Source organism: Microbacterium sp. NPDC091676, assembly GCF_044756645.1.
In the GTDB taxonomy this organism is placed as follows: domain Bacteria; phylum Actinomycetota; class Actinomycetes; order Actinomycetales; family Microbacteriaceae; genus Microbacterium; species Microbacterium paraoxydans_D.
Map to the genome: position 1 here is coordinate 416,017 of NZ_JBIVTI010000001.1, position 24,453 is coordinate 440,469.

The 24,453-nt window shown below is 69.6% G+C and carries 23 protein-coding genes; 12 read left to right on the plus strand and 11 right to left on the minus strand.

From position 1 onward, the window contains the following. Positions 1-56: 56 nt before the first annotated feature. Positions 57-827 (minus strand): hypothetical protein, encoded by a 771-nt coding sequence (locus ACIQID_RS02150; protein ID WP_400281596.1) that lies wholly within the window; start codon positions 825-827, stop codon positions 57-59. A 255-nt stretch (positions 828-1,082) separates the two neighbouring features. Here ACIQID_RS02150 and ACIQID_RS02155 point away from each other — a divergent pair, with 255 nt between their 5' ends. From ACIQID_RS02155 to dxs, 4 genes are all read left to right on the plus strand, one after another. After that, a complete protein-coding gene (locus ACIQID_RS02155) occupies positions 1,083-2,966 on the plus strand; it encodes an ATP-dependent nuclease (RefSeq protein WP_400281599.1) in 1,884 nt (627 codons plus the stop codon). A gap of 200 nt (positions 2,967-3,166) precedes the next feature. Continuing rightward, positions 3,167-3,298 (plus strand): helix-turn-helix domain-containing protein, encoded by a 132-nt coding sequence (locus ACIQID_RS02160; protein ID WP_400285608.1) that lies wholly within the window; start codon positions 3,167-3,169, stop codon positions 3,296-3,298. Positions 3,299-3,465: 167 nt separating this feature from the next. After that, complete coding sequence (locus ACIQID_RS02165) at positions 3,466-3,618, plus strand: hypothetical protein (RefSeq protein ID WP_400281602.1); 153 nt, start codon at positions 3,466-3,468, stop codon at positions 3,616-3,618. A 404-nt stretch (positions 3,619-4,022) separates the two neighbouring features. Continuing rightward, positions 4,023-5,963, plus strand: a complete 1,941-nt coding sequence (gene dxs / locus ACIQID_RS02170; RefSeq protein ID WP_312672399.1) for a 1-deoxy-D-xylulose-5-phosphate synthase — start codon at positions 4,023-4,025, stop codon at positions 5,961-5,963. 29 nt (positions 5,964-5,992) lie between these two features. Here the strand turns inward: dxs and ACIQID_RS02175 are convergent, their stop codons facing one another. Together ACIQID_RS02175 and ACIQID_RS02180 are read right to left on the minus strand one after the other, a co-directional pair. Beyond that, a complete protein-coding gene (locus ACIQID_RS02175; RefSeq protein WP_400281606.1) occupies positions 5,993-7,447 on the minus strand; it encodes a glycerol-3-phosphate dehydrogenase/oxidase in 1,455 nt (484 codons plus the stop codon). Further along, positions 7,444-8,052 (minus strand): TetR/AcrR family transcriptional regulator, encoded by a 609-nt coding sequence (locus tag ACIQID_RS02180; protein ID WP_400281609.1) that lies wholly within the window; start codon positions 8,050-8,052, stop codon positions 7,444-7,446. The genes ACIQID_RS02175 and ACIQID_RS02180 overlap by 4 nt, the downstream gene beginning before the upstream one ends. 20 nt (positions 8,053-8,072) lie before the next feature. On the opposite strand from ACIQID_RS02180, the gene ACIQID_RS02185 reads away from it, so the two are divergent. From ACIQID_RS02185 to ACIQID_RS02195, 3 genes are read left to right on the plus strand one after another with little or no spacing between them, the layout of a single operon-like run. Next, on the plus strand, positions 8,073-9,704 hold the full coding sequence (locus ACIQID_RS02185; protein ID WP_400281612.1) for an FAD-binding oxidoreductase: 1,632 nt from the start codon (positions 8,073-8,075) through the stop codon (positions 9,702-9,704). Position 9,705: 1 nt separating this feature from the next. Next, a complete protein-coding gene (locus tag ACIQID_RS02190) occupies positions 9,706-10,620 on the plus strand; it encodes a YegS/Rv2252/BmrU family lipid kinase (protein ID WP_400281615.1) in 915 nt (304 codons plus the stop codon). Next, the gene (locus tag ACIQID_RS02195) at positions 10,610-12,274 is read left to right on the plus strand and encodes a GMC oxidoreductase (protein WP_400281618.1); all 1,665 of its coding nucleotides are present in this window, start codon (positions 10,610-10,612) and stop codon (positions 12,272-12,274) included. Before ACIQID_RS02190 ends, ACIQID_RS02195 begins: the two co-directional genes overlap by 11 nt. Here ACIQID_RS02195 and ACIQID_RS02200 read toward each other — a convergent pair whose 3' ends face one another. The 4 genes from ACIQID_RS02200 to ACIQID_RS02215 all read right to left on the minus strand — a co-directional run bounded on the left by ACIQID_RS02200 (position 12,275) and on the right by ACIQID_RS02215 (position 17,459). Next, positions 12,275-14,416 (minus strand): 3-hydroxyacyl-CoA dehydrogenase NAD-binding domain-containing protein, encoded by a 2,142-nt coding sequence (locus ACIQID_RS02200; protein ID WP_312672405.1) that lies wholly within the window; start codon positions 14,414-14,416, stop codon positions 12,275-12,277. Beyond that, positions 14,413-15,618: a thiolase family protein gene (locus tag ACIQID_RS02205; RefSeq protein WP_187661554.1), complete on the minus strand. Its 1,206-nt coding sequence runs from the start codon at positions 15,616-15,618 to the stop codon at positions 14,413-14,415. Before ACIQID_RS02205 ends, ACIQID_RS02200 begins: the two co-directional genes overlap by 4 nt. A gap of 73 nt (positions 15,619-15,691) precedes the next feature. After that, positions 15,692-16,885, minus strand: coding sequence for an HRDC domain-containing protein (locus ACIQID_RS02210; protein ID WP_312672406.1), 1,194 nt, complete (start codon positions 16,883-16,885; stop codon positions 15,692-15,694). Then, positions 16,878-17,459 carry a DUF3000 domain-containing protein gene (locus tag ACIQID_RS02215; RefSeq protein WP_400281623.1) on the minus strand — a complete coding sequence of 194 codons (582 nt, stop codon included), beginning with the start codon at positions 17,457-17,459 and terminating at the stop codon, positions 16,878-16,880. Before ACIQID_RS02215 ends, ACIQID_RS02210 begins: the two co-directional genes overlap by 8 nt. Before the next feature lie 25 nt (positions 17,460-17,484). Here ACIQID_RS02215 and ACIQID_RS02220 point away from each other — a divergent pair, with 25 nt between their 5' ends. Next, complete coding sequence (locus tag ACIQID_RS02220) at positions 17,485-18,642, plus strand: alpha/beta hydrolase family protein (RefSeq protein ID WP_400281626.1); 1,158 nt, start codon at positions 17,485-17,487, stop codon at positions 18,640-18,642. On the opposite strand, the gene ACIQID_RS02225 is transcribed toward ACIQID_RS02220, so the two are convergent. Next, positions 18,626-19,057, minus strand: coding sequence for a SufE family protein (locus ACIQID_RS02225; RefSeq protein ID WP_025103555.1), 432 nt, complete (start codon positions 19,055-19,057; stop codon positions 18,626-18,628). The genes ACIQID_RS02220 and ACIQID_RS02225 overlap by 17 nt on opposite strands. Before the next feature lie 18 nt (positions 19,058-19,075). Next, entirely contained in the window at positions 19,076-19,969 is an 894-nt protein-coding gene (locus ACIQID_RS02230; protein ID WP_400281630.1) for a sulfurtransferase, read from the minus strand. 144 nt (positions 19,970-20,113) lie between these two features. Between ACIQID_RS02230 and zapE the strand changes: the two genes are divergently transcribed. From zapE to ACIQID_RS02250, 4 genes are all read left to right on the plus strand, one after another. Beyond that, positions 20,114-21,151, plus strand: a complete 1,038-nt coding sequence (gene zapE / locus ACIQID_RS02235) for a cell division protein ZapE (protein ID WP_400281633.1) — start codon at positions 20,114-20,116, stop codon at positions 21,149-21,151. Positions 21,152-21,285: 134 nt separating this feature from the next. Next, entirely contained in the window at positions 21,286-22,524 is a 1,239-nt protein-coding gene (locus tag ACIQID_RS02240) for an ammonium transporter (RefSeq protein WP_312672411.1), read from the plus strand. 19 nt (positions 22,525-22,543) lie between these two features. Beyond that, the gene (locus ACIQID_RS02245; RefSeq protein WP_400281638.1) at positions 22,544-23,143 is read left to right on the plus strand and encodes a type II toxin-antitoxin system PemK/MazF family toxin; all 600 of its coding nucleotides are present in this window, start codon (positions 22,544-22,546) and stop codon (positions 23,141-23,143) included. 83 nt (positions 23,144-23,226) lie between these two features. Further along, on the plus strand, positions 23,227-23,613 hold the full coding sequence (locus ACIQID_RS02250; protein WP_400281641.1) for an SPW repeat protein: 387 nt from the start codon (positions 23,227-23,229) through the stop codon (positions 23,611-23,613). A 62-nt stretch (positions 23,614-23,675) separates the two neighbouring features. Here the strand turns inward: ACIQID_RS02250 and ACIQID_RS02255 are convergent, their stop codons facing one another. Together ACIQID_RS02255 and ACIQID_RS02260 are read right to left on the minus strand one after the other, a co-directional pair. Further along, entirely contained in the window at positions 23,676-23,849 is a 174-nt protein-coding gene (locus tag ACIQID_RS02255; RefSeq protein WP_400281644.1) for a hypothetical protein, read from the minus strand. 112 nt (positions 23,850-23,961) lie between these two features. Beyond that, entirely contained in the window at positions 23,962-24,387 is a 426-nt protein-coding gene (locus tag ACIQID_RS02260; protein WP_400281647.1) for a GIY-YIG nuclease family protein, read from the minus strand. Between the last annotated feature and the right edge of the window lie 66 nt (positions 24,388-24,453).

The following is a 24,453-nucleotide window of genomic DNA, read 5'->3' on the forward strand; positions in this document are numbered from 1 at the left end:
TTCTCGAGTTCGCGCGGACTTCTTGGCGAGGATGCGGAGCCGCACGCGACGTCATGCTACTTCGGCGGGAAGTCGATCCATGACCATGTCGCGTCCCTGTGGACGAGGTAGCGGTGCCAGTAGTCAGACCAGACCCACAACGCGTCCAAGCCGTCGAATCCCTGTGGCGACGTCTCGGGCGCATCGAAGTCGTCGGTTAAGAAGCGAACGGGCAAGGCTTCGCTCACGACCACCACAAACAGGTGCCGCTGTGCGGACTGCGATGCACGCTTTACCTTCTCGAGATGAGGTGCCAGGTGCGGATGCTCGTGCCAGGAGTCCGCCACTCGCGAGAAATCTGCCGATGCGGCCTCCACGAACTCTGCCGTGCTGCTCTGATACAACTTGATCCCTGGTTCGAATGGTGTGCGCCTGAGGGTCCCGATGTCGTCCTCCAAGAACCTCGCGAGCTCTGGCTCAGCCGCCACGACCTCCGCTGGAAGGTCGGACGGGCCGTCCACGGCCCACTGATCACAGAGTTCGACAGCTCTGGTCGTCACTCGCTTGGTCTTCTTGTACGCGAAGCTAACGTCGTTAGGTCGGAATTCCCACGACGTATCTGCCGGCCAGCTCCAGCCTTCCTTCATCGCCATGCCTTGCCATGCGATTGACGTCCGCTCCGTCACCAGCGTGACCTCAAGAGCGCCGACCCGGCCGTCGGGCCACTGGAGAAGGAAGTCCACGGCTGCCTGGCGACCGTCGATGTCGTGGGGGATGATTTCTGCGCCAGTTTCGTGGCCGACGAGGTGCGCAGCGATCTGTTCGGCTCGGGCGGAGAGCGTGGTCATTACGTGATTGTCGCATCGACCAGACCGCGTGCACCGGGGTGGAGTTCTGTCCAACCTATGGCCTAGCCGAGATATAGATCTCATCGACGACTCTATTTCGAAGCCGCCGCGGAGCTTCCCGAGGCAGCACAGCGTCGGTGCCTCCAAGTAGGCTCAGGAGTGTTCACAGAGGCGTGAGGGAGAGGTCGCATAGTGAGGCTGATGTCGTTCCGAGTGTCCCGGTACAGGAACGTGCTGGACTCGAAAGAAGTGTTGGTGGAGAGCGACGTCACGACCCTTGTCGGCATGAACGAGTCGGGCAAGTCCACGATGCTGGACGCCCTCTATCGGCTCAACCCGGTTTACGGCGACAAATTCGTCGAGCTCGACGACTACCCCCGCTGGCGGCGCAGTCGCGACAGTCGCAACGAAGACCTGCAGAAGATCTCGCCGATAGATGCGACCTTCGAGCTTGACCAGGATGACCTCGAGGCGCTGGAAAACGCGCTGGGGGCGGGTGTCGCCGCACCCGAGACGGTTCAGATGGGTCGACGCTACGACGACAGCCATTGGGTGAGTGTCCAGGTTGATGAACGCCGATTCATGCGCAACGTGCTCGATGGGCATCGTGCTGCCGAGGCTCTTGCGGAGGTGCATGAGACGGTCGCGTCGCTCAAGACAGCTCTCACGGCTCTCGTCAAGGAGGAGGCGAACGCGGCCGCCACGGCTGCCGCCGAAGCTTCAGAGCAAGAACCAAGCCCGACCGAGGAGGTTATCGGCACGCCCACCGGCGACGTGCTCGATCGCATCACTGGTTTCCTCGGCGCTGACGGAAGCCCGGGCGCGGTAGCCCGATCTACAATCTGGTCGCGACTGCCGAAGTTCTTCCTGTTCACCGACTACCAGAGCCTCGAGGGGCGGGTAGACGTTACTGAGCTGAAGACGCAGTCAGATGAGCAACCGGGTGCCTCTCCGAAGCAGACGGCCCGTGCCCTTCTGAAACTCGCGAACACCGACGTGAACGCTATGACGGACTCGAACTTCGAGTCGAGCACAGCAGAGCTCGAGTCGGTCTCCAATGACCTCTCCAGAGAGATGAAGGAGTACTGGAGCACGAACCCGGAGCTGCGCATCAAGATCATGACGGAGCCGGAGACTCTCTCTGACCAGCGCGGCCAGTACAGCGTCGTGCGGTATCTGAACTTCCGGGTCGAGGACCGCAAGCACGACTTCACCAACAACTTCTCGCGTCGCTCGTCGGGTTACCGGTGGTTCTTCTCGTTCCTTGCCGCGTTCAGCGAGTTCGAGACCCGCGAGAGCAACGTGGTCATCCTGCTCGACGAGCCGGGGCTCACGTTGCACGCGAAGGCCCAGCGAGACTTCCTGCGCTTCATCAACGAGCGACTCGCACCGGCAGGCCAAGTGCTCTACACCACCCACTCGCCGTTCATGGTCGACCAGATCGAGCGAGTTCGCGTTGTCGAGGACCGCGGTGAAGACATCGGCTCGGTGACCACATCCGAGGCTCTGGAGGTCGGGGACGACAGTGCGTTCCCGCTTCAGGCGGCCCTTGGCTACGACCTGACGCAGAACCTCTTTATCGGTGAACGGAACCTCCTTGTCGAAGGCCCGTCCGATCTAGTGTTCCTGGACCTGGTCAGTCGTCGCCTGCGCGATCTCGGACGCGAGGGCGTCGACGAGCGGTGGCGCATTCTGCCGGCCGGCGGATCATCCAACGTGCCAGCGTTCGTCTCGCTTCTCGGACGCAAGGTTTCGGTCACTGTGCTGCTCGACTCTGGCACCGAGGGAGGCGGAAAGATCGAAGCAGCCATGAACGCGAACAAGATCGATAGCGAACGTATCGTTCTCGTCAGCTCTGTCCTCGAGCAGAAGCACGCCGACATCGAAGACCTCTTCTCAGTCGATGACTACATCGCGCTCTACAACGCGGCGTTCGGTAAGAAGCTCAAGGCCAAGGACTTGTCCAACCATCATGAACGCATCCTGAAACGCTTGGAGAACTCTGGCGAACCCAAGTTCGATCACTGGCGTCCAGCCGAGGTCCTTCTGCGAGACCCGACTCGTGTCGAGAGACTCTCGGAAGCTACGTTGGTCAACTTCGAGGCGCTGGCGCGGAAGATCAATGCCACCCATGAGTAATGCTCGGCGCAGCCGAAGGTCGGTATGTGCGGCGACGCGATGGCGTTGTGCCCTGCCGGTCTGTACCGGCGTGGTACGCGTCGGACTGAGTCGCTCTTGGGCGCTCGCGAATGGGAAGCTGTAAGTGCCTGGAACTCATAGCTTCCTATCGGGAGCCTTGAGGTGTGGCAAGTTCCCTCAAGTCGACACTTGGCTCGCAAGTGCGCGGGGTCAGACGTTTCCGAGGATTGACGCAGGAGGCCCTTGCCGAGCAGCTTGAGGTGACGTCCCGCTACCTTGCTGGCGTCGAGCGAGGTAAGCGGAACCTGGGGACTGCTGAAGGTCGTGTCTGATTCGCAGTCGCCGCCACAGACTGTGCACTTGTGATAGTCGTCGTTCGTGGGTACTCAGATGTCGAGCCCATCCGGTCCCTCGATGCGCTCGTAGTCCATACCCGGCAGGATACTCTGCTATGTCGTCCCGCCACCTCCCCGCCCCCGAGAATGAGTACGGATACACCTTGCCTCAGGTCGAAGCGATCGTCGGCGAGGGGCGGATGCCGGCGTTCCGTGAGCACATGCTGATGCGTGCACACGTGCTCGACGGTCCCGACGGCGAGGTGGTCTACCCGTTCGACGTGTTGCAGTTCGTGGAACGCCCTGCTCGGAGCTAACCGACGACAACCCGCAGGCTGAGTTACTCAATTCCGTTGGCAGATTGGGCGCTCCCAGGAATGGCGACGAGGAATGGGTCCTGACCCCCGTCCGCTTTGCTACCGCGCGATGTGCTGGTTCCAGCTGTGGCCGTCCTACCAGCGGACGCGCCCGACAGCGGGAGCCGCCGTAGGGGCGGATCGAATGCCGATGAGTAACCGTGCACTTCGTGAAGCATCCTGCAGTACGTGCTGCGCTCGCTCGTCTGAGCCACCGCGACGAAGGGGCCCGTGTCCACGGACACGGGCCCCTTCGGCATGTCAAGGGTCTGCCGCCCTCGGGGGATTCCCGGCTCCGAGCGGTAGGATCGGGAGCGTGTCCGCACCCGTTCGGGCGCACCGCCGAGGCCTGTGAGGAGGCGCAGATGCCCATTCTTCCGAGCATCTCTGGACCGCGCGATCTTGATCGGCTCTCACCGGAGCAACTGGAAGAACTCGCTGCGGAGATCCGGGCTTTCCTCGTCGAGAACGTCTCGCAGACGGGTGGGCACCTCGGTCCGAACCTCGGTGTCGTGGAGCTGACGATCGCCCTGCACCGCGTGTTCTCGTCTCCGGACGATCCCTTCATCTTCGACACCGGCCACCAGTCCTACGTCCACAAGATCCTCACCGGTCGGCAGGACTTCTCGAAGCTCCGCGTCCGGGAGGGTCTGGCCGGCTATCCACAGCGTGCGGAGAGCCCCCATGACGTCGTCGAGTCGTCCCACGCGTCCAGCTCCCTGAGCTGGGCCGACGGCGTGTCACGGGCGCTCACCGCCACGGGCCGCGCGGATCGACACGTCGTCGCGGTGGTCGGCGACGGTGCGCTGACCGGCGGGATGACCTGGGAGGCGCTGAACAACATCTCCGACGACAACGACCGGAACCTCGTCATCGTCGTCAACGACAACGGCCGCTCGTATGCGCCGACCATCGGCGGCATGTCCCGGTTCCTCAACCGGGTCCGCACCGCGGCGGCCTACAAGGACCTCCACCACAAGTCCGACCGCCTCTTCCGCGCGTTCGGGCCGGTGGGCCGCGCGGTGTTCCGTGGCGTGCGCGGCGGCACCCACGGCTTCCTCTCCCGGTTCACGAACAACGAGGCCCTGTACTCCAACCTCGACATCAAGTACCTCGGTCCCGTCGACGGTCACGATCTTCCGGCGCTGCTGGAGACCCTGGAGCTGGCGAAGTCGTACGGCGCACCGGTCATCGTGCACGCGATCACCGAGAAGGGCCGCGGCTACCAGCCGGCCCGCGACGACGAGGCCGACCAGTTCCACGCGGTCGGCAAGATCGATCCCACGACGGGGGAGACCCTGTCCTCGGGCGGCCGCGGATGGACCGACGTGTTCTCCGATGCTCTCGTGAAGGTCGGGGAGCGGCGCTCGGACGTGATCGCGATCACCGCGGCCATGCTCCGGCCCACCGGCCTCGCCCCGTTCGCGGAGCGCTTCCCGGACCGTGTCTACGATGTCGGCATCGCCGAGCAGCACGCGGTGGCCTCGGCCGCCGGACTCGCGTACGGCGGCCTGCATCCGGTCGTCGCCGTCTACGCCACGTTCATGGGACGGGCATTCGACCAGGTGCTGATGGACGTCGCGCTGCACCGCGCCGGTGTGACCTTCGTGCTCGATCGGGCCGGCGTCACGGGTCCCGACGGCCCCAGTCACCACGGCATGTGGGACCTCGCCATGCTGCAGATCGTCCCGCACATCCGCATCGCCGCACCCCGTGACGGTGCGCGGCTGACCGAGGCCCTGGACGAAGCGGTCGCCGTCGAGGACGCTCCGACCGTCATCCGCTTCCCGAAGGGCGATGTCTCCGCCGATCTGCCGGCGCTCGAGCGCCTCTCGGACGGCGTGGACGTGCTGGCCCGCGGCGAGGGCGAAGACGTCCTCATCGTCGCCATCGGCCCGTTCGCCGCCCTGGCTCTGGACGTGGCCGACCGGCTGCGCGCCCAGGGCATCGGCGCGACTGTGATCGACCCGCGGTGGGCGATCCCCGTGCAGCCCTCGGTCGTCGAGCTCGCGGCGCGCCACCGTCTGGTGATCACGCTGGAGGACGGCATCCGCGTGGGCGGCATCGGCACGCGCGTGCGGCAGGTGCTCCGCGAGGCGGGCATCGACACGGCCGTCGACGAGCTGGGCCTTCCCGACGAGTTCATCGACCACGCGTCGCGCGATCAGATCCTCGCCGACGCCGGGCTGACCGCCTCGAAGATCGCCCAGGACGTCGTGGCACAGGTGCTGGGCACCCGCATCCCGAAGGCCCGCCACGCCGGCGAGACCGGCGCGATCGAGCTCCCGCTGCACGAGCGCCACTGACGCGCTTCCCTGCGCAGGACTCCCGTCGGTCAGCGGAGGTCGGCCACCGTCTCGGCGACGATCCGTTCCACCGCAGGGAGGGCGCGGGCGCGCTCGTCGAGGACGAGACCGATCCGCGTGCGGCGGTCCAGCACATCGGCTGCGGTGAGGGCGCCCTGGAACCGGACGGCGTGCTCGACGGCGGCGCGGGAGAGAGGGGCTCCCTCGACGACGGCGTCCTGCGGGCCGTCCGGTGCGGGATCGTCGATCAGGCGCAGGGACGCGGTGCTGCTGGGGCCGGCGCGGAGACCGCGCTGCCGCACCGCCAGGTCGACGGCGTCCTCGGCCATCCGACGGTAGGTCGTCAGCTTGCCGCCGAGAACGGAGACGACGCCCGACGCGGAGGTGCGCACGAGATGCCGCCGGGAGACGTCCGCGGTCTCGGCCGCTCCGGTGTCGACGAGCGGGCGGAGGCCGGCGAACGCCCCGCGGACGCGGTCCCGCGCCAGCGGCACCGCGAGCAGGCGGTTCAGGGTCTCCAGGAGGAAGGCGATCTCCGCCTCGGTGGGTTCGGCGACGGAGGGGATGGGTCCCGGTGCGTCGACATCCGTGAGCCCGACGATGACCCGACCGCCGCGCTGCGGCAGGGCGAACACGTAGCGGCTGATGGAGCCTTCCAGCGGGATGGTGAGCGCGGCGGTCGGACGGCCGAGGTCGGCGGCGTCGAGGACGATGTGGGTGCCGCGGCTCGGGCGCAGCGTGAGGCCGTCGTCCAGAGTCGCCGCCCAGACTCCGGTGGCGTTGACGACCGCCCGTGCACGGATCTCGAGGCGTTCCCCGGTGAGCATGTCCGTCGCCGTGGCTCCATCGGCATGCAGCCGCTCAGCGCGGACTCTGGTCAGGATGCGCGCGCCGAGACCGGCAGCCGTGCGGGCAACGGCCACGACGAGGGCGGCGTCATCGGAGAGCTGGCCGTCGTACGTGACCATGCCGCCGCGCAGTCCCCGGGGGTTCAGGGCGGGGAACAGGCGCAGCGCCTTCGCCCGCCCGACGGGGTGCGGGCTCGGCAAGACCTTCCCGCTCGTGCGCGCCTGCAGGCGGAGGAGGTCGCCCATGGCCATCCCCGCCGCGCCGGCCCCGCGCTGGCGGCCGCTGACGCCCGGGGCGAACGGGAGAAGCTGTCCGAGCGGACGGATGAGGTGCGGTGCGATCACCGACATCAGCAGATGCCGCTCGCGCGCACTCTCGCGTGCCGTCGCCACGTCGCCCGTCGCGAGGTACCGCAGGCCGCCGTGGACGAGCTTCGAGCTGAACCGGCTCGTCCCGAAGGCGAGGTCCTCCGCCTCGACGAGGGTCACGCGAAGCCCGCGTGATGCGGCGTCCAGGGCCACGCCCGTCCCGGTGATCCCGCCGCCGACGACGAGGAGGTCGCAGGTGTCATCGGCCGCGGCCGCGAGGTCGCTGCGGCGGCGCGCCGCGTGGAGGGCGGTCGAGGCGGCGGTCATGGCCGGAGATGGCCGTTCAACGCGGCGCGGAGCTCGCGTTCCCAGGCCTGCTCGTCGATGAGGTCGGCCACTGTGCCGTGCGACAGGACGGCGGACTGGGCGATCAGGAGCAGCATGACGGCGATCTCGCCCGGTTCGCCCGCGCGCACCGAACCCTGGGCCTGAGCCGCGGCGATCGCGTCGGCGAGCCACCGCAGGATGAGCCGCTGGCTGGAGCCCACCCGGTGCAGCGTGTACCGCGTGAACGCCTCGGGCTCCTCGTCGAGGAGGTGCCTGTACACCGGATCGGCGCGGAAGAGGGAGGTGAACCGCAGCACGTCGGCGACGAGCGCATCCCGGGAGTCGACCTTCTCGGGGAACTCCTGGAGGAGGGTGGCGACGCGCCGCAGGAGCGCGGAACGGACGACGTCGTCGGCATCGCGCCAGGTCCGGTAGATGGTGGGGCGGCTGAGGCCGGAGCGCCGGGCGAGTGCGGCGATGGTCACACCGTGGACGCCGCCGCGGACGAGCAGGTCGTCCGCCGCGTCGAGGACTCGGCGCTGCGTGGCATCCCAGGGGGGAGTGAAGGCTTCCGAGGGAACATCCGAAGGTTGACGTTCTTTCATGATGTGTCACACTGTAACCCATGGAGCAGCGGAACGGCAGAGCAGCCGACAGACCCGAGATGCGCTGGAACGGCTGGGGCGACCCGGAACGGGCGAAAGACCTCCCGCTCGCGGTCCGCGGACTGCTGCCACTGCTGCTGGGCCGTGTTCCCCGTCCGCCGCGTCCGCCCGCGCTGGAGGACGTGCGTGTGCCGCCCTCCCGGCTGACGGCCGATGACCTGGACGCGCTGGTGGCGGCGGTCGGTCCTGACGCGGTCGACGCCACGTCGTCGGAGCGCCTTCGGCATGCCGGGGGGCGCTCCACGCCCGATCTCCTGCGGCGGCGGGCTGCCGAGCAGGACGCGCCCGACGCCGTCGTGTTCCCCGCGGACCACGACGCCGTGCGCGCCTGCCTCGCGCTGGCGGGGGAGCGCGGGATCGCCGTGATCCCCTTCGGCGGGGGAACGAGCGTCGTCGGGGCGCTGGACCCGCAGTCCGGCGCGCACCGTGCGGTCCTCAGCCTGGACCTGCGTCGGCTGTCCGGGCTGCTCCGGCTCGACGCGATCAGCGGCGAGGCGACCCTCGCGGCAGGCACGACCGGACCCGAGGCCGAAGCGCTGCTGTCGGCGCACGGGTTCGAGCTGGGGCACTTCCCGCAGAGCTTCCGGTACGCGACCATCGGCGGTTTCGCCGCTGCCCGATCGTCCGGCCAGAACTCGGCGGGCAACGGCCGCTTCGACGCGATGGTGACGGGGATCCGCGTCGCGACACCGACGGGCGACCTCGACCTCGGCCGCGCGCCGGGATCGGCGGCCGGGCCCGATCTCCTCCGCCTCTTCCTGGGATCCGAGGGGATCTTCGGCGTGATCACGGAGGTCCGCGTCCGCGTGCACCCGGTACCGACGGTGCGGATCTTCGAGTCGTGGTCCTTTCCCGACTTCGACCGCGGGGCCGACGCTCTCCGCCGGGTCGTCCAGCAGGGAGCCGGCCCCACGGTCATCCGGCTCTCGGATGAAGCCGAGACCGCCGTGAGCCTCGCCCAGGTCGGCCGGATCGGGAAGGCTCTCGCGAAAGGGGCGAGCGTCGTGACGGTGTTCGAGGGCGACGACGCCGCGGCGCGCCGGGACCGGACCGCGGAGATCCTCGCCGCGGTCGGCGGTCGCTCGGCGGGCACCGGCGACGCGGAGGAATGGGCGGCGGGACGCTTCGACGGTCCGTATCTGCGCGATGCTCTCCTCGACGCCGGGGTGTTCTGCGAGACGCTGGAGACCGCGACCACGTGGTCGAACCTGCGCACGCTGAAGGAGGCCGTCGAGGCGGCGCTGCGGGACGGCTTCGATGCGGTCGATGCGCGCACGTACGTCATGTGCCATGTCTCGCACGTGTACCCGACCGGCGCGTCCCTCTACTTCACGGTGCTCGCCGGGCTGCGACAGGATCCGCTCGGCGCCTGGACCGTCGTGAAGGGCAGGGTGAACGACGCGATCCTCGCGAACGGCGGGACGATCAGCCACCATCACGCCGTGGGTCGCGATCACGCCCCCTGGCTCGCGCAGGAGATCGGGGACACCGGCGTGCGGATCCTCACCGCCGTGAAGCGGGAACTCGATCCTCGCGGCATCATGAACCCGGGCGCCGTCCTCGTCGACGGCGGGCAGAGGGCGACCGTCTGACATGGGTCACATCGCGGTGCTGTCGAACCCGCTGTCCGGCAAGGGCCGCGGACAGCGGGTCGCGCAGGACGCGCTCGATCATCTGCGGCAGCGGGGCGCCGTCGTCCGCGTCTATGTCGGAGAGTCGGCTGCGGATACGAGGCGGCTGGCCGGGGCCGCGCTGGACGCGGCACCGGACGGACTCGTCGTGGTCGGCGGCGACGGCACCCTCTCCGGCATCCTCGAGCTCGTGTGCGCCGCGGGCGTCCCGGTCACGGTCGTCCCCGCCGGCACGGGGAACGATCTGGCGCGCGCGCTCGGGCTGCCGCGCGCGGACGTGGCGGAGGCGGTCGAGCTCGCGCTGACCGGCGTGCCCCGTGCCATCGACATCGGCGAGGTGCGGACCGCGACGGGCACCTCGCTGTTCCTCACCGTGGCGGCTCTGGGGTTCGACGCCCAAGTGAGCGATCGCACCAACCGCCTCCGCTGGCCCTCCGGCGCGTTGCGGTACTACCTCGCGCTGCTGATCGAGCTCATCCGGCTGCGTCCCCTCGATTTCACGATCCGTGCCGATGACGGCCCGGTGACCCCGGCCCGCGGCACTCTCGTGGCGGTCGGGAACACGGCCAGCTACGGCGGGGGGATGCCGGTCTGCGTGGGTGCGGCCCCGGACGACGGCGCCCTGGACGTCGTCGCCGTGGGCCCCCTGGGCCGCCTCCGGCTGGTGCGCCTGTTCCCGCTCCTCCTGCGCGGGACGCACCTCGCACGGCCCGAGGTCCGTCACCTGCGCGCCCGCACCGTCACGGTCTCCGCTCCGGGCCTCGTGGCCTACGCGGACGGCGAGCGCGTGGGGGAGGATTCCTGCACGATCTCGGTCCGGGCGGGGGCACTGACCGTCATGACCCGGGCGGAGCGGAGGGACGCGCATGTTCGATGAGGACGTCGTCATCGTCGGGTCGGGGTTCGGCGGATCCGTCGCGGCGCTCCGGCTCACGGAGAAGGGCTACCGCGTCCGTGTGTTCGAAGCCGGGCGGCGCTTCGCCGATGAGGACTTCGCGAAGACGAGCTGGGACGTGCGTCGCTATCTCTGGGCCCCGGCGCTCGGGTGCTTCGGGGTGCAGCGCATCCATCGGCTGCCGCACGTCATGATCCTCGCCGGCGCGGGCGTCGGCGGCGGGTCGCTCAACTACGCGAACACGCTGTACGAACCGGGCGCGGCATTCTTCGCCGACCCTCAATGGGCGTCGATCCGAGACTGGCGCGCGGCACTGGCACCGCATTACGCCACGGCCCGGCGCATGCTCGGTGTCGTGGAGCGCTACCCGCACGAGGGTCCGGTGGAACGGATCATGGCCGGAGCCGCGGAGGACCTCGGGGTGGGCGCGACCTTCCGTCGAGCCCCGGTCGGCGTGTGGTTCGGGGAGCCGGGGGAGACGGTCGCCGATCCGTTCTTCGGCGGTGAGGGTCCGGAGCGCACGGGATGCACGCTCTGCGGCAACTGCATGGTCGGCTGCCGCGTCGGTGCGAAGAACACCCTGGTGAAGAACTACCTCGCCCTCGCCGAGCGCCGCGGAGCGGTCATCGAGCCGCTGCGCACCGTCACCGAGGTGCGGGAGCTGCCGGACGGCGGTTTCTCCGTCACGACGCGGCGCAGCGGGGCGTGGTTCCGGCGGCGGGCTCGCACGGTCACCGCGCGAGAGGTCGTGCTGGCCGCGGGGACCTGGGGCACCCAACAGCTCCTGCACCGGATGAAGGACGCCGGAGCGCTGCCACGGATCTCCGACGCCGTGGGCCGGCTCACGCGCACCAATTCGGAGGCCTTGGACGGGGCCGTCGCCGTCCGAGTGCCCGAGGGAGTGGAGCTGGCGCGCGGCGTGGCGATCACCACCTCGTTCCACGTGGACGAGCGCACCCACGTCGAGAACGTCCGCTACGGTCCGGGATCGAACCTGATGGGCGCTCTCGCCACCGTGCTGGTCCCCGGGGACCGCGGCCTGCCGGGCCGCCTGGTCGCGCTCGCGGGGCAGGTGCTGCGCCGCCCCGCGCGGGCCCTGCGCCTCGCTTCTCTCCGACGCTGGAGCGAGCGGGGGATCATCGCGCTCGTCATGCAGACCGCCGACAACTCGCTCACGCTGTCGCTGCGGCGGCGCTTCGGGCGCGTGCAGCTCACGAGCGCCCAGGGGCACGGCGCGCCGAACCCCAGCCACCTCCCGGAGGCGCATCGTGCCGCCCGTGCCATCGCTGCCCGTCTGCAGCGCGAGGGCGGTGTGCCCACCGAGGCGCGCGGCTCCTGGCCGGAGGTCTTCGGGATCCCGCTCACCGCGCACTTCCTTGGCGGGGCGGTCATCTCCGGTTCGCCGGAGCACGGCGTCGTGGACGAGTATCAGCGCGTCTGGGGACACCCCGGACTGCATGTCGTCGACGGAGCCGCCGTGCCCGCGAATCCGGGGGTGAATCCCTCCCTGACCATCACCGCCCTCGCGGAGCACGCCCTGTCGCACTGGCCACGACGCGGGGAGCCGGATTCCCGGCCGGCGCCGGGGACGACACAGGGGGCCACGCCTTCGGCGGGACCCCCTGCGGAGATGTGATCAGCGGTTCTCCACGCCGCGGATCTGCGGCGTGTGGAACGAGCCGCCGAACGCGCGCTCGGACGCTCCCTCGCGGTCGAGGTACGGCGACGCCCCACCGTCGATGAACGGCCATCCCGCGCCGAGGATGAGGCACAGGTCGATGTCCTCGACCTCCGGCACGACGCCCTCGTCGAGCATCCGCTTGATCTCGGTCGCGAGTCCGTCCTGCACACGCTGCAGGATCGTCGCCGCCGACGCCGGGCTCTTGCCGACGGCGGGAGCGAGGACCTTCTCGGCCTGCTTCGTCCAGCCGACCACGCGGCCGCCCTTGTCCTTCTCGACGACCTGGTCGAGTTCGGCCAGGGCATGGAAGTTCTCGTTGGCGTAGAACCGGTCGGGGAACGCGCGCACCATCGTGTCCTGCACGTGCGCGGCGACCTTCCAGCCGACGAGGTCGATGAGCTGGAAGGGACCCATCGGCAGGCCGAGCGGCGCGAACGCCTTCTCGACGTCGGCGATCGGGGTGCCTTCGTAGACGGCGCGCGCCGCCTCGCCCATGACCTTCGCGAGCAGACGGTTCACCACGAAGCCCGGGGCGTCGGCGGTGAGCACCGCGTTCTTGCCGAGGTTCCTGGCGACGACGAACGCGGTCGACAGCGCGGTGTCCGCCGTCGCCGGCGTCTTCACGATCTCGATCAGCGGCATGACCGCGACCGGGTTGAAGAAGTGGAAGCCGACGAGCCGCTCCGGGTGGGCCAGCTTCGCGCCGATCTCCTCGACCGACAGCGACGACGTGTTCGTGGCGAGCACCGCGTCCTCCGCGATGATCTTCTCGATCTCGCCGAAGACCTGCTGCTTGACGCCGACCTCCTCGAAGACCGCCTCGATGACGAAGTCGCAGTCCGCGTAGAGGCTCTTGTCGGTGGTGCCCGTGACGAGGCCGCGCAGCTTGTTCGCGGTGTCCGCGTCCACCCGGCCCTTGGTCTCCAGCTTGCCGATCTCCTCGTGGATGTAGGCGACACCCTTGTCGACGCGCGCCTGGTCCAGGTCGGTGATGAGCACCGGCACCTGCAGCTTGCGCACGAACAGCAGCGCGAACTGGCTGGCCATGAGACCCGCGCCGATGATGCCGACCTTGGTGACCTTCTTCGCGAGCTCCTTGTCGGGGGCCCCGACCGGACGCTTCGCGCGCTTCTGCACGAGGTCGAACGCGTACATCGAGGCCGCGAACTGATCGCCGGTCACGAGTTCCGCCAGCGCCTCGTCCTCGCGGGCGAAGCCCTCCGCCTTGGTGCCGCTCTTCGCCTTGTCGAGCAGCTCGAGGGCGGCGTACGGCGACTTCGGCACGGTGCCGATCTTCGACTCCAGCATGCCGCGGGCCATCTTGATGGCGATCGGCCACTTGGTGAGGCGCTCGATCTTGCCCGGCTCGTTCTTGCGCACGACCTTCTTGCCGCCGAGGACCGCGTCCGCCCACGCGAGGGAGTTCTCGAGGTAGGTCGCGGCAGGGAAGATGGCGTCGAAGATGCCGAGGTCGAAGGCCTGCTGGGGCTTCAGCATGCGGTTCTGCTTGAGCGGATTGGAGATGACCACCTCGAGGGCGTTCTCGATGCCGATGAGGTTCGGCAGCAGGTAGGCGCCGCCCCAACCGGGGATGATGCCGAGGAAGACCTCCGGCAGCGCCACGGCCGCGGCCGAGGCGTCGACCGTGCGGTACGTGGAGTTCAGGGCGATCTCCAGGCCGCCGCCGAGCGCGAGGCCGTTCACGAACGCGAACGACGGCACCCCGAGCTCGCTCAGCTTGCCGAGGACCTTGTGGCCGAGCTGGGCGATCAGACGCGCGTTGTCGCGCGAGCCGACCTTGCTGATGTCCGAGAGGTCGGCGCCGGCGGCCATGATGTACTGCTTGCCGGTGATGCCGACCGCCTGGATCTCTCCCGCCGCCGCCCGGGCCTTGAGTCCGTCCAGCGTCGCGCCGAGCTCGGTGAGGGTGGCCGGGCCCAGGGTGTTCGGGCGGGTGTGGTCACGACCGTTGTCCAGCGTGATCAGGGCGAGGATCTTCCCCGAGGCGAGGCGGATGTCGCGCACGGGGGAGTGCGTGACGACCTCTCCCTCGGTGAGTGCCTGGATGGGCGAGAAGTCGACGTCGTCGTAGCTCACTTCTTCTTCTTTCCGTCGTAGTGCGGGTTCTCCCAGATGACCGAACCGCCCTGGCCGAGACCCACGCACATGGCCGTCAGGCCGTAGCGCACGTCCGGGCGCTCGGCGAACTGCGCCGCGAGCTGGATCATCAGGCGGACGCCGGAGGCGGCCAGCGGGTGACCGACGGCGATCGCGCCGCCCCACGGGTTCACACGAGGGTCGTCGTCGTCGATGCCGAAGTGGTCGAGAAGGGAGATCACCTGGATGGCGAACGCCTCGTTGAGCTCGAAGAGCCCGATGTCGGAGATGTCCAGACCGGCCTTCTTGAGCGCCTTCTCGGTCGAAGGGATCGGGCCGATGCCCATGATCTCGGGCTGCACACCGGCGAAGGCGAACGAGACCATCCGCATCTTCGGTGCCAGTCCGAGCTCCTTGACCGCGCCGCCGCCGGCGAGCAGGGACATCGTCGCGCCGTCGGTGAGCGGCGAGGACGTCCCGGCGGTCACCCGGCCGTGCGGGCGGAAGGGCGTCTTGAGGCCGGCGAGGTCCTCCATCGTGGTCTGCGGACGGCGGCCCTCGTCCTCGGTGGCGAGGCCCCAGGCGCCGTCGGCACCCTTGATCGCGACGGACACGAGGTCCGGCTGGATCTTGCCGGCGTCGTACGCGGCCTGCACCTTCTGCTGGCTGCGCATGCCGTAGCGGTCGGAGCGCTCCTTGGTGAGGTGCGGGAAGCGGTCGAAGATGCGCTCCGCGGTGACGCCCATGTTGAGAGCGCCCGGGTCGACCATCTTCTCCGCCACGAAGCGCGGGTTCGGGTCGGCGTTCGCGCCGATCGGGTGGTGACCCATGTGCTCGACGCCGCCGGCGAGGGCGAGGTCGTACATGCCCACGCCGATCGAGGCGCCCATGGTCGTCACGCTCGTCATCGCGCCGGCGCACATGCGCTCGACCGCGAGTCCGGGGACGGTCTGGGGGAGTCCGGCGAGGATCGCCACCGACCGGCCGAGGGTGAGCCCCTGGTCGCCGGTCTGGCTCGTCGCCGCGATGGCGACATCGTCGATGCGATCCGCCGGCACGGCCGCGTTGCGTTCCATCAGGCCGATGGTCGCCTTGACGGCGAGGTCATCCGCGCGGGTGTTCCAGTACATGCCCTTTTCGCCGGCGCGCCCGAAGGGGGTGCGCACTCCATCGACGAAGAAGACGTCCGAGATCTCGGCCACTCTGCCTCCAAGTTAGTGCGGTGGCCTCAGTCTATGAACGGCCGGAAACCGGGAGGAATCGGTTGGATCGAACCTACGAAGCGGTCGCGGACGTGGTGTCGGGCGATTGCGTCGCCTCTACAAAGGCGTCGGCGATCTTCTGTGCAGTCTGTTCAACCTGCCAGGGGCGTGCCCCGAGCGCGGACAGGGCGGCGCCGACCTCTTCCGCCGTGGCGTCGGGGCCATCCCACGCGACCCGGCGCAGGTACTCGGGCGTGAGGAGGTTCTCGGTGGGCATGCCCAGCTCCTCCGCGACCGCCTCGACGGCGGGACGGGCCGCCTTCAGGCGGGCGTCCGCCTCCGGATTGCGGTCGCCCCAGGCGCGGGGCGGGGGGAGCGCGTCGCTCGGCACGCGCTCGCGCGGCAGCGTCTCGGCGGCACGGCCGTCGACGATCGCCTGCCACCAACGGTCGAGCTGGGTGCGGCTCGCGCGGCCCTGGAACTCCTTGACCCCCGCGAGGGCCTGCTTGGAGGCCGGGTTGGCGAGGACCGCGGCGACGAGGGAACGGTCGGGCACGAGGCGGCCGGGGGAGATGTCCTGCTGCTGCGCGTACATCTCCCGCGCCTCCCACAGGGCGCGGGCGACGGCGAGGTTGCGGGCGCCGCGCACCTGGTGGAGACCGCTCAGCCGCCGCCAGGGGTCTTCGCGCGGGGCCTTCGGGGCTCGGGCCAGGGTGGCGGCGAACTCCTGGGCGGCGAAGGCGGTCTTGCCCTGTTCCTCGAGCTCGGCGACGAGGGCGTCACGGACGTCGACGAGGTGCAGCACGTCCAGCGCGGCGTAGTCCAGCCAGGAGTCGGGCAGCGGACGGGTCGACCAGTCGGCCGCCGAGTGCTCCTTCTTCAGGGTGATGCCGAGAGTGTCCTCGACGACCGCGGCCAGACCCACCCGATCATGACCGAGCAGGCGGGAGGCGAGCTCGGTGTCGAAGATCTCCTTCGGCTCCAGGTGCAGCTCGCGCAGCGAGGGGAGGTCCTGGCTGGCGGCGTGGAGCACCCACTCGACCTCGCCGATGGCCTCCTGCAGCGGAGCGAAGTCGCCGATCGCGGGCGGGTCGAACAGGAAGACCCCGGCGTCGCGCCGGAAGACCTGGACCAGATACGCCCGCTGCGAGTACCGGAATCCCGATGCCCGCTCCACGTCGACGGCCACGGGGCCGGTGCCTGCGGCGAGCGCAGCACAGGCGGCGCGGAACTCCTCGGTTTCGGAGATCACGGAGTATTCAGTCACGTACAGCCTTTCGCGCGCCGATCACGGCGATGCCCTCGGAGCCCGGCGGAAGTCCCGCCAGCATTCCGACCAGCTCGGCCCATGCTTCGACGTGCGGTCGGAACGGGCCCTCCGGAGTCCAGGACGCCCGCAATTCTATCTGTGCCCCGTCTCCCTCGTCGGCGAGGCCGCCGAATCCCTTCGACAGCGTCTTCGTCGACGTGCCGGACGGGGAGTGGGAGATCGCGTCCCGGGAATCCAGCGCGTCCACGAGCCACGACCAGGTGACGTCGGCGAGCAGAGGGTCGGTGCCGATCTCGGTCTCCAGCGGAGCCTGGGCGAAGATCACGATGCGCCAGGCGCCGCCCCAGGCATCCGGTTCGTCCGGATCGTGCAGGAGGATGAACCGCCCGGTGCCGTACACGGAATCGCCGTCCTCGCCCGGGCGGACGTCGGCGGACAGGGCGATCGCGAAGGGCGCCAGATTCGGCGGGGTGGGGATCTCACGGACCGCGATGTCGTCACGGAACATGGTCGCGCGCAGTTCGGCGACGGCGGCGTCGAAGGGCGTCCCGGCCTCGGGGTGTGCGGTCACGGCAACAGGCTAGAGTCGGAAGGCGATGAAGAGTCTCAGGCACGCCGTTGCGATCGTTGTCCCCGCGCTCCTCGCCCTGGGCGCCGCCGTCGGCGTCCTCGTGATCGCGGTGGCGCGCCGTGTCGTCATCCCGTTGCGCAGTCGCACCCTCGACACCGAGATCCTCGCGATCGACACCGGGGCGCAGACGATCGAGCTCCGCCGCACCCTCGACACCGAGCTGCCGGGGCGATACGGCCTCTTCACCACGGGCACCTACGGGTACGTCAAGCTCGGCGCGGTGCTCAGCGCGGACAGCACGACCGTGCGGCGCAAGCTCCTCACGAAGATCGACCCCGGAGCCCGGGTGGACCGCGGAGCCTCGTTCAGCGGCAGCTACTACACGTCGCCGAGCGAGCTGCATCTGCGATGGGAGAACGTGCTCATCGGCTCTCCGGCCGGACCGTGCCCCGCGTGGTTCTTCCCCGGGGACTCCTCGACCTGGGTCATCCAGGTGCACGGTCGCGGCACCACGCGGGCGGAATGCCTCCGTGCCGTGCCGGTGCTGCACGCGGCGGCGCTGCCCACGCTCGTCGTGTCGTACCGCAACGACGGCGAGGCACCGCGGACCAAGGCGGGTGCCTACGCCCTCGGGGCGTCGGAGTGGCGGGACGTGGACGCCGGGATCGCCTACGCGCTGCGTCATGGCGCGGAGCGCGTCGTGCTGATGGGCTGGTCCATGGGCGGGGCCGTGTCGTTGCAGGCCGCGGTCAACTCCGGCCATCGGGATCGCATCGCGGGCATCATCCTCGAGTCGCCGGTCGTGGACTGGCGCACCGTGCTGCGCTTCCAGGCCCGGGTCGCCCGGGTCCGCGAACCCCTGCCCGCCCTCGCGATGGGGGCGCTGCAGCTGCCGCTCACGGCGAGGCTGAGCGGCGCGGACGAACCGATCCTGTTCGACCGTCTGGACATGGTCGCGCGGGCCGACGAGCTGCGGTCGCCGATCCTCATCCTGCACAGCGACGACGACGGCTTCGTCCCCGCGGACGCCTCGCACGCCCTGCAGGAGGCGCGTCCGGACCTCGTGACCATGCCGCGCTTCACCGTCGCCCGGCACACCAAGCTCTGGAACTACGACGAGAAGGGCTGGACCACGGCCATCACGGAGTGGCTCGCGGCACAGGGGCTCAGCGCTTCTGCCTGACCTGGTTCTTGGCTCGCATCAGCATGCCGGTCATGCCGCCGATCCGCAGCGGTGACACGGCCTTGGTGAGCCCGATCGACTGCGGGTAGTCCTCGGGGATCGCCAGCACCTCGTCCGCCGTCAGTCCGGTGAGGCCCTGCACGAGGATGCTCGCGAAGCCCCGGGTCGTCGGCGCCTCTTCCGGGGCCGTGGCGTGCATGGTGACGACGTCGTCGTGGACCTCGACGTAGATGTAGACCGGCGACTGGCATTCCGCGACGCGCTCGCACATCTCCGGATGCGCCGCGACCTCATCGGAGACGGCGGGCAGCTCGTCGGCGTACTCCAGGAGCAGCAGCAGGCGGTCCGATTCCGGGGTCTCCAGGAATCCGTCGCGGATCTCGGCGAGGGTCTCGGGCAGGGCGGAGGCGTTCATCCCCGCCATTCTCCCACCTCAGACGGTGCCGGGCTCGGTGCCCGTGACGATCGGGACGCGCACCGCGCTGCCCCACTCCGTCCACGAGCCGTCGTAGTTGCGGACGTTCTCGAAGCCGAGGAGGTGCTTCAGCACGAACCACGTGTGGCTCGAGCGCTCCCCGATGCGGCAGTAGGCCACGACGTCGTCGCCGTCCTGCAGCCCGGCGCCGTCCCGGTAGATGGCATCGAGTTCGGCGCGGCTCTTGAAGCCGCCGTCCTCGGCGACCGCCTTCGCCCACGGCACGCTCTGCGCGGTGGGGATGTGGCCGGCCCGCAGGGTCCCCTCCTCCGGGTAGGCCGGAGCCGTGGTGCGCTCTCCGCTGTACTCCTCCGGCGAACGGACGTCGATGAGCGGGTTGCCGAGGTGGGCGAGCACGTCCTCCTTGTATGCACGGATGGCCGTGTCGTCCCGCTCCACCACCGGGTACTCCGTGGCGGGACGGTTCGTCGCCTCGCGGGTGAGCTCGCGGCCCTCCGCGATCCAGCGGTCACGGCCGCCGTCGAGCAGACGGACGTCCTCGTGGCCGAACAGCGAGAACACCCACAGCGCGTACGCCGCCCACCAGTTGTTCTTGTCGCCGTAGATGACCACCGTGTCGTCGCGGGCGATGCCCTTGCGGCTCAGCAGCTCGGCGAAGCCCTCGCCGTCGACGTAGTCCCGCACCACCGGGTCGTTGAGCTCGGTGTGCCAGTCCACCTTCACCGCTCCGGCGATGTGGCCCGTCTCGTAGAGGAGGACGTCCTCGTCCGACTCGACGACCACGAGGCCGGGCTCTCCCAGGTGGGCCGCGAGCCACTCGGTCGTGACAAGGCGGCCGGGCTCGGCGTACTCGGCGAACTTGGGGGAGGAGGAGTCGAACTCGATGGCCATGGGGTCTCCGTAGCGGTGAGCGGGCGAGCGGGCGGTGCGGACGGCGTAGTGTGGATCCGTCCCTTCGACGATAGATCCTCCGCGCGCCTCCGGGACCCGATCCGTAAGACTTCGACACAGGCCGTTGCCTGATTCAGGACCGTGATGACCGACCCGACCACCCGCACCGGAACCGTCCACCTCACCGAGCGCACGCCGACGGTCAGCGGACCCGAGATGCTCGCGAGCCTGGTGCCGCCGCCGCAGTTCGACGACGCCACGTTCGACAGCTACCGGGCGGACCCGGCCTACCCGTCGCAGGAGGAGGCGAAGCAGACGCTGCTCCGGTTCGCCGGACGCGGCGCCCCCGTCAAGCGGGGCGGTCTGTTCAGCAGGGCGAAGAAGGAGCCGGAGCTCAAGCCGGGGGTCTACCTCGACGGCGGCTTCGGCGTGGGCAAGACCCACCTGCTCGCGTCGATCTACCACGCGATGCCCGCGCGCCGGAAGTACTTCGGCTCGTTCATCGAGTACACCGCGCTGGTGGGCGCCCTCGGGTACAAGAACACCGTCGACCTCCTGAAGGGCGCCGATCTGCTCTGCATCGACGAGTTCGAGCTCGACGACCCGGGCGACACCATGGTGATGACGCGTCTGCTCGGTGAGCTCGTGCCCACCGGGACCCGGCTCGCGGCGACCTCCAACACGCCGCCGAACGCACTCGGCGAGGGCCGCTTCGCCGCGCAGGACTTCCTCCGGGAGATCCACGCGATGTCGGACAGCTTCCAGACCCTGCGCATCGACGGCGTCGACTTCCGGCAGCGCGCGATCGACGGGCACGCCGTGACGCTGGACGACGCGGCCTACGGGGCCGCCGTGGAGGTGGCCGCGGCGGACGGCGCCGTGTCGGACGACGCGTTCGACGATCTCATCCGGCACCTCGCCCAGGTGCACCCCTCGCGCTACATCCGCCTCATCGACGGGTTGCATCGGGTGGGCCTGCGGGGCGTGCGCCAGCTCACCGACCAGTCGGAGGCGCTGCGGTTCGTGGCGTTCGTCGATCGCGTCTACGACGCGCAGATCCCGATCCTCGCGACGGGCGTCGGGCTCGATGCCGTCTTCTCCGACGAGATGCTCGCCGGGGGCTACCGCAAGAAGTACCTGCGCGCCATCTCCCGGTTGAACGCACTCACGCATTCTGCGTAAGCCCGAAGGCCGACGTAACGCGATGTTCACACCCGGAGCCGGGCTGTAACAGCGGGGAAACAAACCTCACGCATGGGCGAAATCGCCCGTGGTCACACTGAAGCTCTCAACTACTTCGGATGTGAGGTTTTCCTATGGATGCTCCCGGCAACATCTCGTGGGCGATCACCGCGACGGCACTGGTGCTGCTCATGACGCCCGGCGTCGCGTTCTTCTACGGCGGTCTCGTCAAGGCGAAGAGCGTCGTCAGCATGATGATGATGAGCTTCGGCTCGATCGGACTCGTCGCCGTGCTGTGGATTCTCTTCGGCTTCTCGATGAGCGCCGTCGACAGCCCGACCGCTTTCGCGGGCAACCCCTTCGCGGACATCGGCCTGTCCAGCCTCGCCTCGGGTGAGGGGTCGAACGTCGCCCTCCTCAGCGTCGCGTACGGCGCCACGTTCGCGATCATCACCGTCGCCCTCATCTCCGGGGCGATCGCCGACCGGGCGAAGTTCGGCAGCTGGCTGATCTTCGCGGGTGTCTTCGCGACCGTCGGCTACTTCCCGGTCGCCGCCTGGGTCTGGGGCGGTGGCTGGATCATGAACCTCGGCACCACCCTGTTCGGCGAGGACAGCGGCATCGGCGTGATCGACTACGCCGGCGGCACCGCGGTGCACATCAACGCGGGTGCCGCGGCGCTGGCCCTCGCCCTGGTGCTCGGCAAGCGCATCGGCTTCCAGAAGGGCATCCTCAAGCCGCACAACGTGCCGCTGACGCTGCTCGGCGCCGCCCTGCTGTGGTTCGGCTGGTTCGGCTTCAACGCCGGTGCGGAGTGGCTCGCCGAGGACATGGGCGGCGTCGGCCTCATCGGCTTGAACACCCTGGGCGCGACCGCGGCCGCGATCCTCGGCTGGATCCTCATCGAGCGCATCAAGGACGGCAAGCCCACCTCGGTCGGCGCCGCTTCCGGCGCCGTGGCGGGTCTCGTGGCGATCACCCCGGCGTGCGCCAACCTCACCCCCGGGTGGTCCCTCCTGCTCGGCGCGGTCGCCGGGATCGTCTGCGCCCTCGCCGTGGAGCTGAAGTTCCGCCTCGGCTTCGACGACTCGCTCGACGTCGTCGGTATCCACCTCGTCGGCGGACTCATCGGCACCCTGTACCTCGGCTTCTTCGCGACCGGCACCGGCCTGTTCGTCGGCGGCGACGCCCGCCAGCTCGCCGTCCAGGTGATCGCCGCGGCCGGAGTGCTGATCTACTCCTTCGTGGTGGCCTGGGTGATCGGCTTCGTGATCCAGAAGACGATCGGGTTCCGCATCACGAACGAGGACGAGATCGCCGGTGTCGACCAGGTCGTGCACGGCGAGGAGGGCTACGCTCTCGCGAACGCGTGACGACGGTTAGGGTGACCGTGTGGGCACGACCAGCAACGGCATCCTGAAGACACTCGCGGACCTCCTGCGCCGAGCAGTGGGCTCCTCCCGGGCGTCGCAGACCCCTCCCGGTCCGCGGCGCCCGGACGCGCGTCTGCGGACGGCCGAGGAACGCGAGCGGCGGTCCGCCCCTGTGGCGGACTCCGGCGCGGAGCCGGGGAGGACCCGCGGCACCGAGACCGTGCGGCTCGACGCGGCACGCATGCCGGCCGTCCGCGTGGCGTACGCGCCGCAGCGGGACGGCGCTCCGGATGCGGGCGAGGTGGTCTGGACCTGGGTGCCGTACGAGGAGAACGACGGCCGAGGCAAGGACCGACCGGTGCTGGTGATCGGACGGCAGTCGTCCGAGCGCGTGTACGCGGTGCGGATGACCAGCAGGCCGCATGACGGCGACCGTGACTACCTCTCGATCGGGAGCGGGGAGTGGGACGGGCAGGGGCGCGAGTCGTGGGTCGACATCGAACAGCTCTACAGCGTCCACGAGCGTGGTCTCCGCCGGGAGGCGGCGGCCCTGGACCGTACCCGGTACGCACGGGTCGCGGCAGCGCTCCAGCGGCGATACGGGTGGGCGCAGAGCTGAGACGGACGCCGCAGTCCCATCCGATCGACGCGGGGCTCCGAACCTTCCTGTGAGTCGCCGCCGGCGGCACCCAAGGAGGAATCATGCGTTTCATCCCGACCAAGGTCCATGGTGTTCTCGACTACGTCGTCGGAATCGCTCTGATCGCCGCGCCCTGGCTCTTCGGCTTCGCCGGCATGGGCGGAGCCCCCGTCGTCATCCCGATCGTCCTCGGCATCGGCCTCATCGTCTACAGCCTCTTCACGAAGTACGAGTGGGGTCCGTTCGGTCTGATCCCGATGCCCGTGCACCTCGTCTTCGACATCGTGGCGAGCCTCTTCCTCGCCCTGTCGCCGTGGCTGTTCGGCTTCGCGGACGAGGCGCCGAACGTCTGGCTCCCGCACGTCGTCGTCGGTGCCGCCGTCATCGTCGTCGTGCTGTTCTCCCAGCCGCAGCCGCAGAGCACGCGCGGACGCGCGGCGACCGCCTGACGCCGGACATGACGAAGGGGCGACCGGATGCCGATCCGGTCGCCCCTTCGTCGTCGTGAGGACTACTCCTCGTCGTCGGCTTCGGCCTGATGCTCCTGCTGCTGCTCGGCGTCGACCTGGGCGGGAGGCAGGTCCTGCAGGAACTGGCGGTCGCTGTTCGGGTCGCCGCTCCCGTCTCCGGCGAGCGGATCCTGCGCGCTGACGTCGTCGGCGGGGATGTTCTCTCGTCCGTTCATGTCCTGTCCTCTCACGCGGGGCGCCGGGTGCGCCCGTTCGCAGGCGAGTCTGCCTGCCGTCGGCGGAGGGCGGGATCCCCTGGTGCGATCGGACGCGCAGTGATAGACGCGATCATCCCCGGAGCGCGGCGCTGAGCCACCGCGCGTACTGGTGCCAGGGGTCGCAGTCCTGCTGCAGGACCGCGATGTGCGCGCGGATCTCGGGCGTCAGCGTGAACCACTCGCCGCCTTCGCGGGCGGAGGCGAACTCGCGATGCCGCTGCTGCTCGCGCACGCGGTCGCCCCTCTCGAAGGCGAGGAGCTCGTCATGACGGATGCTCGCGAGGCGGCGCCGCGGCTGCCTGCTCGTGCCGATCTTCACCCTGCGGTCGTAGCGGAGGTAGTACACGACGTCGATCCGCGGGAACGGCAGGTCGGGGTCGGGGGAGTCCCCGTAGCGCCATCCGCAGAGCGCGCAGTGCCAGGCGTCGTCCGTCCGCAGCCCGGCGAGACCGCCGCACAGCGGGCAGGGTCCGGGGAGAAGTCGGGGTTTCGGCACCGCAGCAGCGTACGTCGTGCCTCGGACATCGCGGGCACCTGGCAGCACCCGGCGCTCCTGTCAACC